Origin of the sequence: Cupriavidus oxalaticus, from assembly GCF_016894385.1 — a bacterium.
Classification (GTDB): Bacteria; Pseudomonadota; Gammaproteobacteria; order Burkholderiales; family Burkholderiaceae; genus Cupriavidus; species Cupriavidus oxalaticus.
In genome coordinates this window covers 581,799-594,942 of sequence record NZ_CP069812.1, presented here as the reverse complement: position 1 = coordinate 594,942, position 13,144 = coordinate 581,799, and the positions used below count along the sequence as shown (strand labels likewise).

At 68.8% G+C, this 13,144-nt stretch carries 11 protein-coding genes; 3 read left to right on the top strand and 8 right to left on the bottom strand.

Going from position 1 to position 13,144, the window contains the following annotated elements; genetic code table 11:
- Positions 1 to 35: 35 nt before the first annotated feature.
- The 6 genes from JTE92_RS15070 to JTE92_RS15045 form a co-directional block, all read right to left on the bottom strand.
- Positions 36 to 1,106, bottom strand: a complete 1,071-nt coding sequence (locus JTE92_RS15070) for an ABC transporter ATP-binding protein (RefSeq protein WP_232353221.1) — start codon at positions 1,104 to 1,106, stop codon at positions 36 to 38.
- 3 nt (positions 1,107 to 1,109) lie between these two features.
- Positions 1,110 to 2,123 (bottom strand): ABC transporter ATP-binding protein, encoded by a 1,014-nt coding sequence (locus tag JTE92_RS15065; protein ID WP_063236886.1) that lies wholly within the window; start codon positions 2,121 to 2,123, stop codon positions 1,110 to 1,112.
- Between the two features lie 10 nt (positions 2,124 to 2,133).
- Positions 2,134 to 2,961 carry an ABC transporter permease gene (locus JTE92_RS15060; RefSeq protein ID WP_063236885.1) on the bottom strand — a complete coding sequence of 276 codons (828 nt, stop codon included), beginning with the start codon at positions 2,959 to 2,961 and terminating at the stop codon, positions 2,134 to 2,136.
- 1 nt (position 2,962) lies between these two features.
- Positions 2,963 to 3,940: an ABC transporter permease gene (locus JTE92_RS15055; RefSeq protein WP_063236884.1), complete on the bottom strand. Its 978-nt coding sequence runs from the start codon at positions 3,938 to 3,940 to the stop codon at positions 2,963 to 2,965.
- Between the two features lie 104 nt (positions 3,941 to 4,044).
- Positions 4,045 to 5,709 (bottom strand): ABC transporter substrate-binding protein, encoded by a 1,665-nt coding sequence (locus JTE92_RS15050; protein ID WP_198065735.1) that lies wholly within the window; start codon positions 5,707 to 5,709, stop codon positions 4,045 to 4,047.
- 338 nt (positions 5,710 to 6,047) lie between these two features.
- The gene (locus JTE92_RS15045; RefSeq protein WP_063236883.1) at positions 6,048 to 7,088 is read right to left on the bottom strand and encodes a LysR family transcriptional regulator; all 1,041 of its coding nucleotides are present in this window, start codon (positions 7,086 to 7,088) and stop codon (positions 6,048 to 6,050) included.
- Between the two features lie 161 nt (positions 7,089 to 7,249).
- Here JTE92_RS15045 and JTE92_RS15040 point away from each other — a divergent pair, with 161 nt between their 5' ends.
- Genes JTE92_RS15040 through JTE92_RS15030 form a run of 3 tightly spaced genes read left to right on the top strand, consistent with a single transcriptional unit; the run spans position 7,250 to position 10,834 of the window.
- Positions 7,250 to 8,236 carry a Bug family tripartite tricarboxylate transporter substrate binding protein gene (locus tag JTE92_RS15040; RefSeq protein WP_063236882.1) on the top strand — a complete coding sequence of 329 codons (987 nt, stop codon included), beginning with the start codon at positions 7,250 to 7,252 and terminating at the stop codon, positions 8,234 to 8,236.
- A 59-nt stretch (positions 8,237 to 8,295) separates the two neighbouring features.
- On the top strand, positions 8,296 to 9,807 hold the full coding sequence (locus JTE92_RS15035; RefSeq protein ID WP_063236881.1) for a M81 family metallopeptidase: 1,512 nt from the start codon (positions 8,296 to 8,298) through the stop codon (positions 9,805 to 9,807).
- 34 nt (positions 9,808 to 9,841) lie between these two features.
- On the top strand, positions 9,842 to 10,834 hold the full coding sequence (locus JTE92_RS15030) for a tripartite tricarboxylate transporter substrate-binding protein (RefSeq protein WP_063236880.1): 993 nt from the start codon (positions 9,842 to 9,844) through the stop codon (positions 10,832 to 10,834).
- A gap of 215 nt (positions 10,835 to 11,049) precedes the next feature.
- Here the strand turns inward: JTE92_RS15030 and JTE92_RS15025 are convergent, their stop codons facing one another.
- Together JTE92_RS15025 and JTE92_RS15020 are read right to left on the bottom strand one after the other, a co-directional pair.
- Positions 11,050 to 12,324 (bottom strand): ATP-binding protein, encoded by a 1,275-nt coding sequence (locus tag JTE92_RS15025; RefSeq protein ID WP_063236879.1) that lies wholly within the window; start codon positions 12,322 to 12,324, stop codon positions 11,050 to 11,052.
- A 66-nt stretch (positions 12,325 to 12,390) separates the two neighbouring features.
- The gene (locus JTE92_RS15020) at positions 12,391 to 13,134 is read right to left on the bottom strand and encodes a response regulator (protein WP_063236878.1); all 744 of its coding nucleotides are present in this window, start codon (positions 13,132 to 13,134) and stop codon (positions 12,391 to 12,393) included.
- Positions 13,135 to 13,144 lie beyond the last annotated feature (10 nt).

The following is a 13,144-nucleotide window of genomic DNA, read 5'->3' as shown; positions in this document are numbered from 1 at the left end:
GATGGCGGGAAGGACGCCACCAAGGCCGTGTGCATTCACGCCGCGACCAGCGCCAGCCGGCCTGCGGCGCTGCCGCCCATGGGCGAGCGTGGCAGGCCTTGCACCAGTTCCACGCGATGGCAGGCCACCGCATGGTCGGCGCCGAACTGGCGCAGCGCGGGCGCTTCGGTCCGGCAGCGGGCCTCGGCAACGGGGCAACGCGTATGGAAATGGCAGCCGGCGGGCGGATTCAGCGGGCTGGGCGGATCGCCCTCCAGCCGGATGCGCGAGCGGCTGGCGCGCTCCGCGGGATGCCGCGCAGGCTCGGCGGACATCAGGGCATGCGTATAGGGATGCAGCGGCGCGCCAAACAGGCGCGCCCGGCTGCCGCGCTCGACGATGCGGCCCAGGTACATCACCGCCACCTCGTCGCACAGGTGCTGCACCACCGCCAGGTCATGCGAGATGAACACGTAGGTCAGCCTGCGCTCGCGCTGGATGCGCGCCAGCAGGTTGATGACCTGGGCCTGGATCGCCACGTCCAGCGCCGAAACCGGCTCGTCGCAGACCACCAGCGCGGGATCCACGGCCAGGGCGCGCGCAATGCCGATGCGCTGCCGCTGCCCGCCCGAGAACTGGTGCGGGAACAGATGCTTCTGGTCCGGCCGCAGGCCCACCAGCCCCATCAGTTCATCGACCCTGGCAGCGATCTGTGCCGCATCCATGCCCGTCAGCTGGCGCATCGGCTTGGCAATGATGGCTTCCACCCGCTGGCGCGGATCGAGCGAGGAATACGGATCCTGGAAGATCATCTGGACCTGGCGGCGCATCCGCGCCTGCGCATTGCCGCGCGCATGCAGCAAATCGATGCCATCGAGCGAGGCATGGCCGCCGGTGGCCTGGATCAGCTGCATCAGGGCCAGCGCGGTGGTGGACTTGCCGCAGCCCGATTCGCCGACGATGCCGAAGGCGCTGCCGCGCCGGACCTGGAAGCTGATGCCATCCAGGGCATATACCTTGGGCGCGGCGGCAAAGGGGTGCGGGCGGCGCAGGCTGTAGTGCACGCGCAGGTCGCGCACGTCGAGCAGGACGTCGTGGCTGGATGGTGGTGACATGGGCATCGACATGGTTCAACCCTCTCCGATCATGGCGGCCGGCGCCGCATTGGCGGATTCGCGCAGCCAGCAGGCGGCCAGGTGGCCACCGTTGTCGAACAGCGGCGGGAGGCTCCCGCAGCGGCTTGCCGCCCGCGTACAGCGCGGCGCGAAGGCGCAGCCGGCACCGAGCTGGTCCAGCGCCGGCACCACGCCCGGGATTTCCGGCAGCGGCGCTGGCGCGTTGTCATGCACGGCTCTGGCGGCATCCACATGCAGCACGCAATCCAGCAGGCCGCGCGTGTAGGGATGGGAGGGATGGGCCAGCACCGTATCGACCGGCCCTTCCTCGATCTTGCGTCCGGCGTACATCACCATGACGCGGTCGGCCAGCTCGGCGATGGCGCCCATGTTGTGCGTGATCAGGATGATCGCCGTGCCGAGCTGGCGCCGCAGGTCGCGCAGCAGGTCGAAGATCTGCGCCTGCACGGTCACGTCGAGCGCGGTGGTCGGCTCGTCGGCGATCAGCACCTTGGGCTGGCCGGCCAGTGCCATGGCGATCATGGCGCGCTGGCGCATGCCGCCCGACAGCTCGTGCGCATACTGGTCCACGCGGCGGGCCGGCTCCGGGATCCTGACCGCGTCCAGCAGCGCCACCGCTTCGGCGCGGGCAGCGCGCGGGCCCATGCCCCGATGGCGCACAATGGTTTCGACGATCTGCTGGCCCACGGTGAAGACCGGGTTGAGCGCGGTCATGGGTTCCTGGAAGATCATGGCGATGTCGCGGCCGCGCACGTCGCGCATGCGCGCGGGGCCGAGCGCCAGCAGATCCTGCCCGCCGTAGCGGATGGCGCCGCCGCTGATGCGGCCCGGCGCCGGCACCAGTTGCAGCAGCGACAGGCTGGTCATGCTCTTGCCGCAGCCCGACTCCCCCACGATGCCCAGCACCTCGCCAGCCTCCAGGTGGAAGCCCACCTCGTCCAGCACCCGTACCGGGCCCCTGGCAGTGCGGAAGTCCACGCACAGCCCTTCGACTTCTAGCAGCGGCATGCGGCCTCCTTTATCGCTGGCGCAGTTTCGGGTTGAGGGCATCGTTGAGGCCGTCTCCTACCAGGCAGATGGCCAGCACGGTGAAGAAGATCGCCATGCCCGGGAACATCACCGACCACCAGGCTTCGAAGATCTGGTCGCGCGAACTGCCGATCATGTAGCCCCAGCTGGTGATGTCCGGGTCGGACAGCCCGATGAAGGCCAGGCCGGATTCGAACAGGATGGCCACGCCGACATTGAGCGCCAGCGCCACGATTAGCGGCGGCGAGGCATTGGGCAGGATCACGCGGAAAATGATGTTGCCGCTCCCGGTGCCGATGGCGCGCTCGGCACGCACGAACTCGCGCTCCCGCAGCTTGAGGAATTCCGCGCGGGTAAGCCGGGCCAGCGGCGGCCAGCTGACCAGGCCGATCACCAGGATCACCGTGCCGATCTTGGCGCCGAACACCGCCACCAGCACCATGGCCAGCAGGATGGGCGGCAGCACCTGGAAGAACTCGGTCAGGCGCATCAGCACGTTGTCGATCCAGCCACGGTAATAGCCGGCCAGCGCGCCGACCAGCACGCCGATCGCCAGCGTCGCCGCGGTCGCCGCCAGGCCGATGGCCAGCGTGACACCGGCGCCATGGACCAGGCCCGCCAGCACATCGCGCCCAAGGTAATCGGCACCCAGCGGCGCATCGGCCGATGGCGGCGACAGCGGCGCGGCCACCACGTCCTGCGGATCGACGGGGTAGAGGCTCGGGCCGACCAGTCCGGTCAGCGCGATAACAAGCAGCACCAGGGCGCCAAGCACCGCGCCGCGGTTGTGCAGGAACAGCTTCCATCCGGTATTCATGTCAGTCTCCGGTGCGAATGCGGGGATCCAGCAGGCTGTAGAGGTAGTCGGTGAGGATGTTGGCCACCACCACCAGCAGGCTGGACATGAGCAGGATGCCGAGCATCAGCGGATAGTCGCGGTTGAGCACCGCGTCCGACGCGAGCCGGCCCAGCCCGGGCCAGTTGAACACTGTCTCGACCAGCACCGCGCCTGCCAGCGCATGCGAGAACTGCAACCCGGCCAGGGTGACGATGGGCAGCAGCGTGTTCTTCAGCGCGTGCCGGTAGACCACCACGCGCTCGCTCATACCCTTGGCGCGCGCGGTGCGGATATAGTCGGCGCCCAGCACGTCGAGCATGGTGGCGCGCGCCTGGCGGCTGTACTGCGCGAGGTAGATCAGCGCCAGCGACACCACCGGCAGCACCAGGTGGTGCAGCACATCCAGCGCCAGCGCCCAGCCTTCGGCGCGCTGCCCCATGGTGTACATGCCCGAGGCCGGAAAGACGGGAAGCCAGTAGGCAAAGGCGATCAGCAGCATCATGCCGCTCCAGAACACCGGCGCGGCGAAGCCGGCCAGCGACAGGAAGGTCACCAGCCCGCTGACGGCGCCGCGCGGGCGATGTGCCGACACCGCGCCCAGCAGGGTGCCGGCCACCACTGCCAGCAGCAGCGCCGGCAGCACCAGCATCAGTGTGTTGGGCACGCGTTCGAAGATCAGCGTGGTCACCGGCTGGTGGAAGAACAGCGAATCGCCCAGGCGTCCCGCCAGCACGTTGCCGACGTAGGCCATCAGCCGCTGCGGCAGCCCGGCATCCAGGCCCAGCTGCGCACGCAGCGCGGCCAGCTGTTCGGCGGTGGCCCCGCCGGACTGCGCCGCGATCACGTCCGCGACATCGCCGGGCGCGGCCGACAGCAGCAGGAAATTGAGCACCACCACGGCCAGCACCATCAGGGCGCCGGCGCCGACGCGGCGCGACAGGTAGAACAGGGTATGCATGCGGAACGGCTCCCCTTGGTTGACGATCTGCGATGGTCGGTCTGCCGGGGGGAAGGCGGCCTGCCGCCGATGCGGATGCCCCCTTCCCCGCGGCATGGCGGGGCTCACCGGGCCCAGTACACCTCGTCGAACGGCGCGAACGCGCCCCAGATGCTGTTGGGCACGCCCCGCAGCTTCTTGCTGGCCACCGTGCTGACCGGCGCGGTGTTGAGCCAGGCCACCGGCACCTCGCTGTTGACGATCTTCTGGAAGCGCTCGTAGAGCGCGGCGCGCCTGGCGGCGTCGGTCTCGGCGGCGGCTTCGGCAAGGAGCTTGTCCACCTCGGCGTTGGCGTAGCCCTGCGTGTTGGACCAGATCACGCCCTTCTTGATGTTGCCCGACAGGTAGGTGCGCGCCACGCCGATCACCGGGTCGCCCCAGTTGAAGACCGAGTCCGTGGTCATGTCGAAATCCCAGTTGGCGATGCGCTGCGACCAGGTAGGAAAGTCCGGCGAGGGGCGCAGCTGGGCCTGGATGCCGACCTTGGCCAGCTGCGGGCGCAGGTACTCCGCCACCAGTTGCGAGGTATCCGGCGCGCCCGGCAGGAAATCCAGGCGCAGCGCGAAGCGCGTGCCGTCCGCCTTGCGCGGGTAGCCGGCCTCGTCCAGCAGCTTGTTGGCGCGCGCCAGGTCCAGCTTGTACGGCTCCAGCGTCTTGCTGTAGAAGGGGCTGGCCGGATGCACCGGCCCCCACGCCGGCTGCGAGCGGCCGCGCTGCAGCTTCTGCGAGATGAAGTCGCGGTCGATGGCGTACGAGATGGCCTGCCGCACCTTGACGTTCGCGAGCGGGCCTTCGCGCATGTTGAACGCCAGCCAGTTGAGCGAGCCCACGCCCTCGTAGCCGCTGCGGGTGACGGTCAGCTTGGGATCCGCCGCCAGCCGGTCCACGTCCGCGATGCGGAACGGCGCGAACGCAACGTAGTGGATGTCGCCGCGCTGCATGGCGAGCGCCGCGGCCGCGCGGTCCGGCACGATGTTGTAGGTGATCTTGTCCAGGTACGGCTTGCCCTTGCGGAAGTAGCCGTCGAAGCGCGCCAGCGTGAGGTATTCCCCCGGCTTGTACTCGACAAAGCGGAACGGCCCCGACCCGACCGGCGCATTGTTCTTCGGGTTCTGCCGGATCGGCCCGTCGCCGTAGACATGCCTGGGCAGGATGGGCATCAGCGCCGGCGTGGAAGAGGCCAGCAGCAGCGCCGGATTGGGCTGCTTCAGCTGGAACACCACGGTATGGGCGTCCGGCGTCTCCACCTTGTCCAGCGCGGCCAGCATGGCCGGGCCGAAGGGATGGTTGGCCTTGACGGTCTCGGCGGAGAACGCGACGTCGGCCGAGGTGACGGGCTTGCCGTCATGGAACTTCGCGTCCTTGTTGAGCTTGAAGGTATAGCGCAGTCCGTCCGCGGACACGCTCCAGCTATCGGCCAGGTAGGGGTGGAACTGCCATTTCGCATCGGCCTGCAGCAGGCTGGCGAACAACTGTGCCGCCGGCACGCCCGTGGCCACGCCCGACTGGATCGCCGGGTTGAGCGAATTGATGGCGGTGATCGACAGGACATTGAGATTGCCGCCGCGGGTGGCTTCCTGGCCTTGCACCTGGACGGCGGCGGACATCAGCAAGGCGGCGGTACCGCAGTGCGCGCCGGCGCGCACCATCTGCTTGAAACACGTCAACATCGGCTCTCCCTTCATGTCCGGGGTGCCGGCGGACAGCACCGGCACCACCAGAGATGGCACGACCTAAAGGACCTAAAGGCGCCGCGGGCAGGCAAGGCGGCGGTGGGATGTCACTGACTGCGGGACGGTCGGGGCGCGTGGATCGTTGCGGCCCCCTGGTCTTATAGGCGCGGCGGCGCTGGGCTCGATAGGTCCAGTTGGGGAGATTCGCTTGGGCCAGCCGGCGCCGCCCTGCGCCGCCGGCGAGCAGGCGCGTGGCTGTGCGGCCGCTTGCCGCTTTGTCAATGGAGGAAATCCTGAGACGGCTTTTGGCCCGCTGCGCGATTGTTGCCGGCTGCGTGCTGACCGGTCGAGCGATCCGTTGAGAGGTTCGTTGAGCGGTTCGTTGAGCGGTTCGCTTACCGGTCCACGATGCTTGCCGCGGCCACGGCGCGCGCACCCAGCAGGGGCACGTCCTCGTGCCGCCACGTGCCCAGGTTGGCGCGGTCGACGACCAGCTCGCGGAAACGCTGCGCCGCTGGCCGCGGCGTGACTTCGCCATTCCAGACCGCGACTACCGGCTCCACGTGGCTGCACAGATCGAAGCGGAGGATCCGCGCCACCTTGGCCTCGCAAAGCTGGGCGGCAATCCGCTCGGGGAATACGCCGAGGTAGTGGCCGGTCTGCATCAGGCTCGCGGTAGCGGCCACGTCGCTGGTGCGGATGCCGGATGTTGGCGGCGCCACGCCAAAGCCGTGGAAGGCCGTGTAAAGCAGATGCAGCATGCGCGAGCCGGCCGCGGGTATGCACCACCGCTCGGAGGACAACGCCTGGGCCGTGAGCTTTCGGCGCGACAGCAGCGGATGGTCGCGGCTGGCCACGACCACCACCTTCTGCGCCGGCACCACCGGTGCCGTGCGCAGGGCCCGCCGCGACAAGCGGGGATCGTCGTAGGCAAACAGCAGGTCGAGCGAGCCGTCGACCAGCTGCTCGGTCATTTCGCCGATGCCGCCCTCGACCACGCTGATTTCCACGCGCGGATTGTCGCGATGGAAATCGGTCATGGCCTGCGCCAGCAGCGGCTGCACGGAGATCGTGCGGAAGGCGATGCGTACCTCGCCCTGGCTTCCAGCACGCACCGCGTGGAGCGACTCCGCCAGCCGCTCGAACTGTGCCAGCAGCACCATGGCATGTGCCGCCATCTCGCGCCCCGGCTCGGTCAGCACCAGGCCGCGGCGGCCCCTGACATACAACGGCGTGCCGACGATGTCCTCGATCTCCCCCAGTGCCTTGGACACCGCGGCGGGGCTCACGTGGAGGCGCTCGGCCACCGCCGCGGCGGTGTGCGCTTCGCTGAGCGCCAGGACCAGGCGCAGGTGGCGCAGCTTCAGCCGGCCCAGCAGGGCGTGTGCGGCGTCGCGCGCATCGGCAACGGAAAGCGAAAGCGGATCGTTCGGCATGAGCAGATGAAGAGGAAAGGCGGGATTCGCCGCATTTCATGAGTTAACCATTTTCTCAACATAACACGACTTTTATTCGCTTTTGGTAGAGACATCGATCCCTTATAGTCGGCCCATCCCATCGCGCAGACACGAGGCAACAGACCTCAGGAGGAGAACCGATGAACAAAGCGATTTCGCTTGCCACGATCATCCGTGGCGTGATTGCGGGCGCCACCATGCTCGCCATGAACGCGGCTGGCGCCGCAGCCTGGCCGGACCGGCCACTGCGGCTGGTGGTGCCGTTCCCCGCCGGCGGCTCTTACGACATCGTGGGACGCACCCTTGCCCGCAAGCTCGAGCAGCGGCTCGGCCAGCCGGTCGTGGTCGAGAACATTGCAGGCGGGGCCACCGTGCCCGGCGTCATGTCGGTACTGAAGGAAAAGGCAGACGGCCATACCCTGCTGCTGGCCAGCGACGGCACGCTGAACATCAACCCGCATACGGTCAAGGGACTGCGCTACCACCCCGACCGGGATCTCACGCCCGTCACCATCGTGAACACCGTGCCGCACTGGATCGTGGCGCGCGCGGACCGCAAGCCGATGACGCTGGCCGGGCTGAAGGACTACATCGTCAAGCATCCGGGCAAGGTCTCGATCAGCATCAATGCGGTCGCCGGCGCGGCACACCTCGGCCTGGCGGACTGGAAACGCCGCAACGGCCTGGACTTCACCATCGTGCCGTACCGTGGATCGCCGCCGGCGATGTCGGACCTGATCGGTGGCCAGACCGATGCGCACGTGGATGTCATCGGCTCGTCCGTCAGTTATGTGAGCGACGGCAAGGTCAAGCCGCTTGCCGTGCTGCAGACCGAGACGGTCGCACAGTTCCCCAGGCTGGAGCGGCAGGTGCCCGACAACAAGGACGCCCTGCTCGTGCGCGCCAACCTGGCACTGGTCGCCAAGGCCGGCACTCCGGATGCCATCGTCGAACGGCTGTACCGGGAAGTCCGCGCCAGCGTGCAGGAAACGGATTTCCTGGAGCGGCTGCAGGCGCTCGCCTACGAGCCGGTCCTGACCACGCCCGCCGAGAGCCGGCGCCTGATCCATGCGGAAACCGTGCGCTATGGCGCAATCGCGCGCACGGTCAACCTCGAATCCAACTGACGTCGACACTGGCATCGAACCTGACCTTGCGTCAGACCCACTTCACCGGGAGCAACCTAATGCGCTTCGTCATCGCCCTGATGCGGCACGAGACCAATACCTTCTCGCCGATTCCCACGCCGCTGTCGGCCTTCAGCCGCGGCAGCAGCACCGGCGCCCCGCTCTACGGCGACGACGCAGCCCGCGCGTGCCAGGGCACCAACAGCGCGGCGGCGGCATTCATGGACCTGGTGCGGGCCCAGGGCGACGAGTTCGTGATGCCGCTGATGGCCAATGCCGTACCCAGCGGCGTGGTCACGCGCGAGGCCTTCGAATCGATGTCGGCCACGATCATCGAGGCCGTGCGGGCAGGCTGCGACGCCGTCATGCTCGACCTGCACGGCGCGATGGTGGCCGAGGGCCTTGCCGACGCGGAAGGCGAACTGCTGGCCCGGATCCGCGCCGCCGCGCCCGGGATCCCGATTGCCGTCTCGCTCGATTTCCACGCCAATTTCAGCGCGGCACTGGTGGACAACGCCACCGTCATCGCCGGCTACCGCACCTACCCGCACGTGGACGTGTACGAAACCGGCGCGCGCGCGGCGCGGACGCTGATGGCCGCGCTGCGGGGCGAAGCCCGTCCCGTGATGCTGTGGCGGACCTTGCCCATGCTCACCCACATGCTGCGCCAGACGCCGCGCGAGCAGCCGATGAAGGACATCATGGACCGGGCCATCGCCGCCGAGCGCGACGGCGAGGTACTGAACGTCTCCGTGTTCGGCGGCTTCCCGCTGGCGGACATCCCGCATACCGGGCTGACGGTGCTGGTGGTGGCGGATGGCAACCAGGCCGATCGCACCAGCGCGGGCGCGCGGCTGCTCGACGAACTCTGCGCCGCGGCATGGGCACGACGCGCCGACTTCGTCTTTCCGCTCGAGCCGATGGAGGTGTCCATCGCGCGGGCGCGCGCTGCGCAGGCCGGCCCGGTGATCCTGGTCGACCACGGCGACAACTGTGGCGCGGGCGGACCGACCGATGAAATGACCGTGCTTGGCGAAGTGCTGCGCCAGGGGCTGGAGGATGTTGTCGCGGGCCCATACTGGGATCCGGCCGCTGTCGCCATCCTGGTCGCGGCCGGTGTCGGCAATACCGTGACGGTGGACGTGGGCGGCAAGACCGACACGCCGGCGCTTGGCCTGAAAGGCAAGCCTCTACGGTTGACCGGCCGCGTCCGCTGCGTGACGGACGGCAGCTACCAGGTGACGGGACCGATGTTCACCGGCATGCAGCTCAGCCTCGGGCGCACGGCGGTGCTCGACGTCGGCGGCACGCTGGTGGTGGTCTGCGAGCAACCGCAGGAGCCGTTCGATACGGGCGTGTTCACGCACGCCGGCATCGACCTGTCGCGCCGCAAATATGTCCTGATCAAGTCGCGCCAGCATTTCCGGGCCGGCTTCGAGCCGATCGCGAAAGAGATCGTGCTGGTGGCCGGACCGGGGGTATGCAGCTCCGACTACAGCCAGTTCCCTTTCCGCAACCTGCGCCGCCCGATCTACCCGCTGGACGAGCACACCTCGATGCACGCCGCCTGATCACCGAAGTATCCCGCTTCCTACAGGAGACACCATGCCAGTCCGATTCGCCCTGCGCAGCCTCGCAGTCGGCATTTCCCTTGCCCTTGGCATCGCTTCGCTGCCGGCCACCGCGCAGGCGGCCCCGGGCGATACCCCGCTGCGCATCGTGGTCGGGTTCGCGGCCGGCGGCGCCCTCGACATCTTCGCCCGCACGCTGGCGGAGAAGCTGCGCACTTCCCTCGACACGCCGGTGGTGGTGGAAAACCGTCCGGGGGCGTCGGCGCGGCTGGCGCTGGACAACGTCCGCCGCGCGCCTGCCGACGGCAAGACGCTGCTGATTTCACCGGCGCCACCCTTCACCATCTTTCCGCTGACCTACAAGCGCCTGCCCTATGACCCGGACAAGGACCTGCTGCCGGTCGCCTACCTGGCCGACGTGCCGCTGGTGGCATCGGCCAGCGTCAGCCAGCCGTACCGCACGATGCCGGAGTACCTGGCATGGGTGAAGCGCGATCCGTCAAAAGGCGGGGTCGGGCTGGTCACGCTCGGCGGCAGCATCCATTTCGGCGTGATGAACCTCAGCAAGGCCATCGGCGTGCCGTTGGTGCCCACCGCGTACCGCGGCGTGGTCATGATGCTGACCGACGAAATCGGCGGCACGCTGCCGATCGGCATCGATGCCATCGCGGGGCAGATGGAGCTGTACCGCGCCGGCAAGATCCGCTTCCTCGGCGTGACCGGAACCCGCCGCTCGGCGCTGCTGCCCGATGTGCCGACGCTGGCCGAAGCCGGCGCGCCTGGCTTCGAGGCCGCCTCGGGATGGTATGCGGCATTCGCGCCGCCCGGCACCCCGCCCGCCACGGCCGCCCGGCTAGAGAAAGCGCTGCTGGAAGCGGTCAATGCGCCCGACGTGCGGGACAAGATGGCGACATTGGGGATGGAGATGAACGGCCAGCCCGCGGCGGAGCTGCGCAAGACCATCCTGGCACAGCGGGCCCGATGGAAGCCCGCGGTCGAGGCCTCGGGCTTCACCGCGAGCGATTGAGTGAGTTTGGTGCATCGGCAACCTGCGGGATTGGCGAGCGGGTTACGGCGTGACTTCGTCGAGGCTCCGGCCCTCACCCCCGGCCCCTCTCCCGCGCGCGGGAGAGGGGAGCAAACCAGCGGGAAGCAAAGGCCAGGGGGGTTTCCAGCGAAAACGCTAAGCGAGCGCAGCGACGCGTTCAGCCGCAGCCGCAGCCGCAGCATCACGCTTCCGACTCATGCCGCCGTCGCCCCGCCAAACAGCATCTCCACACGGAAACCCCCGCCGTGCGCATTGACCAGGTTGAGCTTGCCCCCGGCCTGCCGCACCAGCCGATCCACGATCGCCAGCCCCAGCCCGGAATGCGCATTGCCGCCGCGTGCGGGGTCCAGCCGCACGAACGGCAGCGTGACGCGCTCCTTGTCCGCTTCGGGGATGCCTTCGCCATGGTCTTCGACCACCAGCAGGTAGCCGTCCGGCGTGCGCGTGGTCGCGATGCATACCGGCGGCTTGCCATAGGCATAGGCGTTGTCGACCAGGTTGCCGATGATCCGGTCCAGCTGCGTCGCGATCATGCGGAAGCCCTCGCCCGCACCCAGCGACAGCACCACCTGGCGCTCCTGCTCGGCCAGCGACGCCGCCAGTTCGTTGACGCGCCGGTCCACCGGCACGGGGCGGGCCGTGGATTCGCTGGTCTGCGCGAAGCTCAGGAACTGCTCGACGATGGCCTGCATCGAATCCACGTCCCGCGTCACCCCCGCGGCGGCCTTGGGATCGGCCAGCATTTCGGCGCGCAGCCGCAGCCGCGCCAGCGGCGTCTTCAGGTCGTGGGCGATGCCGGCCAGCATGGTGTTGCGCTCCTGGTCGATGCGTGCCAGGTCGGCCACCATGCGATTGAAGCGCTCGATCAGCTGGCGCAGCTCATGCGGCCCGCGTTCGCGCAGGCGCGGCACTTCGCGCTGCCGCGACAGCAACTCGGCCGCGTTGGCCATGTCGCGCACCGGCCGCTGCAGCTGCCACGCGATCAGCAGCGCGAACACGATGGCCACGCCCACCACCAGCATCACGCCCGGCACCAGGCGGTTGTCTGGCGGCGGGTTGTGGACCCACAGGATCGGCATCGCGATCCAGTCCGCGCGGCTCGGCAGCTTGATCCAGATGCGCGGCGTGGTCTCGTCTTCCAGGCGCACCTCGGTGCCCTGCGGCAGCCGCGCGATGAACTGCTCGACCAGGCGGCGCGAACGCCCGCCCTTGGGCACGGTGGCGTGCTCATCGGCGCTGGCGGTGTCGGCGGTCTCCACCAGGCTGGGCAGCTTCGCCGGCGGGCGCGCATCGAGCGCGCGCTCGATGCTGTCGAGCTGGAACAGCATCTGCTCCACGGAATAGTCGACCTGCTGCTGGCGCCGGTCCATGCGCAGGATGGCCAGCCACGAGAAATGGCTGATCACGAGCACGGCCGCGATCAGCAAGGCAATGCGGCCGAACAGGGTGTCGATACGTCGCAACTTCATCGGGAAGCAGGCTCGGGTGGCACGCGGCGGCGCGTCAGGCGATAAAACGGCCGGCCGCCGCGGGCTTTAATCGGAAAGCTCGGCGGGAATCTCTTCCGCTTCGTCGGGCACGAAGGTGTAGCCGCGGCCGCGCACGGTCTGGATATAGCGCGGGCGCTGCGCGTCTTCGTCCAGCAGGCGGCGCAGGCGCCAGATCTGCACGTCGATGCCGCGGTCGCTGATGCCGCTGGCGCTGCCATACATCAGCTCGACGATGCGCTCGCGCGACAGCACTTCGAGCGGATGCATCAGCAGCAGCTTGAGCAGCGCGAATTCGGTATCGCTGATCGACAGCGGCTGGCCGGCGCGGGTCAGCGTGCGCTGGCGGAAATTGACACGGAACGGGCCGAACGCGACCGATTCGCGGTCCTCGGGCGCCGCGGCGGGGCGGGCCAGCTTGCGGCGCAGCACGGCGTTGATGCGCGCCAGCAGCTCGCGCGGCGAGAAGGGCTTGCCGAGATAGTCGTCGGCGCCGATCTCCAGGCCGACGATGCGGTCGATCTCGTCGCTGCGGGCGGTGAGCAGGATCACCGGGATGTCGTCGTTCTTGGCGCGCAGGTTGCGCAGCGCGGTCAGGCCATCGACCTTGGGCATCATCAGGTCGAGCACGATCAGCGCCGGCCGTTCGCGCTCCAGGCGCGCCTGCAGGCCGTCGCCGTCGTGCAGTACCGAGACGGCAAAGCCCTGCTGGGTCAGGTACTCGCGCAGCAGGTCGCGGAGTTCGGGATCGTCGTCGACGACGAGGATCTGGGTAGGCTGGTTCGTTCGCATAGGCACATGA

Excerpts from the sequence above, each read along its gene's own strand:
- JTE92_RS15045 (WP_063236883.1), bottom strand. The coding sequence starts at position 7,088 with ATGCCGAACGATCCGCTTTCGCTTTCCGTTGCCGATGCGCGCGACGCC.
- JTE92_RS15040 (WP_063236882.1), top strand. The coding sequence starts at position 7,250 with ATGAACAAAGCGATTTCGCTTGCCACGATCATCCGTGGCGTGATTGCG.
- JTE92_RS15030 (WP_063236880.1), top strand. The coding sequence starts at position 9,842 with ATGCCAGTCCGATTCGCCCTGCGCAGCCTCGCAGTCGGCATTTCCCTT.
- JTE92_RS15020 (WP_063236878.1), bottom strand. The coding sequence starts at position 13,134 with ATGCGAACGAACCAGCCTACCCAGATCCTCGTCGTCGACGACGATCCC.
- JTE92_RS15065 (WP_063236886.1), bottom strand. The coding sequence starts at position 2,123 with ATGCCGCTGCTAGAAGTCGAAGGGCTGTGCGTGGACTTCCGCACTGCC.
- JTE92_RS15060 (WP_063236885.1), bottom strand. The coding sequence starts at position 2,961 with ATGAATACCGGATGGAAGCTGTTCCTGCACAACCGCGGCGCGGTGCTT.
- JTE92_RS15055 (WP_063236884.1), bottom strand. The coding sequence starts at position 3,940 with ATGCATACCCTGTTCTACCTGTCGCGCCGCGTCGGCGCCGGCGCCCTG.
- JTE92_RS15070 (WP_232353221.1), bottom strand. The coding sequence starts at position 1,106 with ATGTCGATGCCCATGTCACCACCATCCAGCCACGACGTCCTGCTCGAC.
- JTE92_RS15035 (WP_063236881.1), top strand. The coding sequence starts at position 8,296 with ATGCGCTTCGTCATCGCCCTGATGCGGCACGAGACCAATACCTTCTCG.
- JTE92_RS15025 (WP_063236879.1), bottom strand. The coding sequence starts at position 12,324 with ATGAAGTTGCGACGTATCGACACCCTGTTCGGCCGCATTGCCTTGCTG.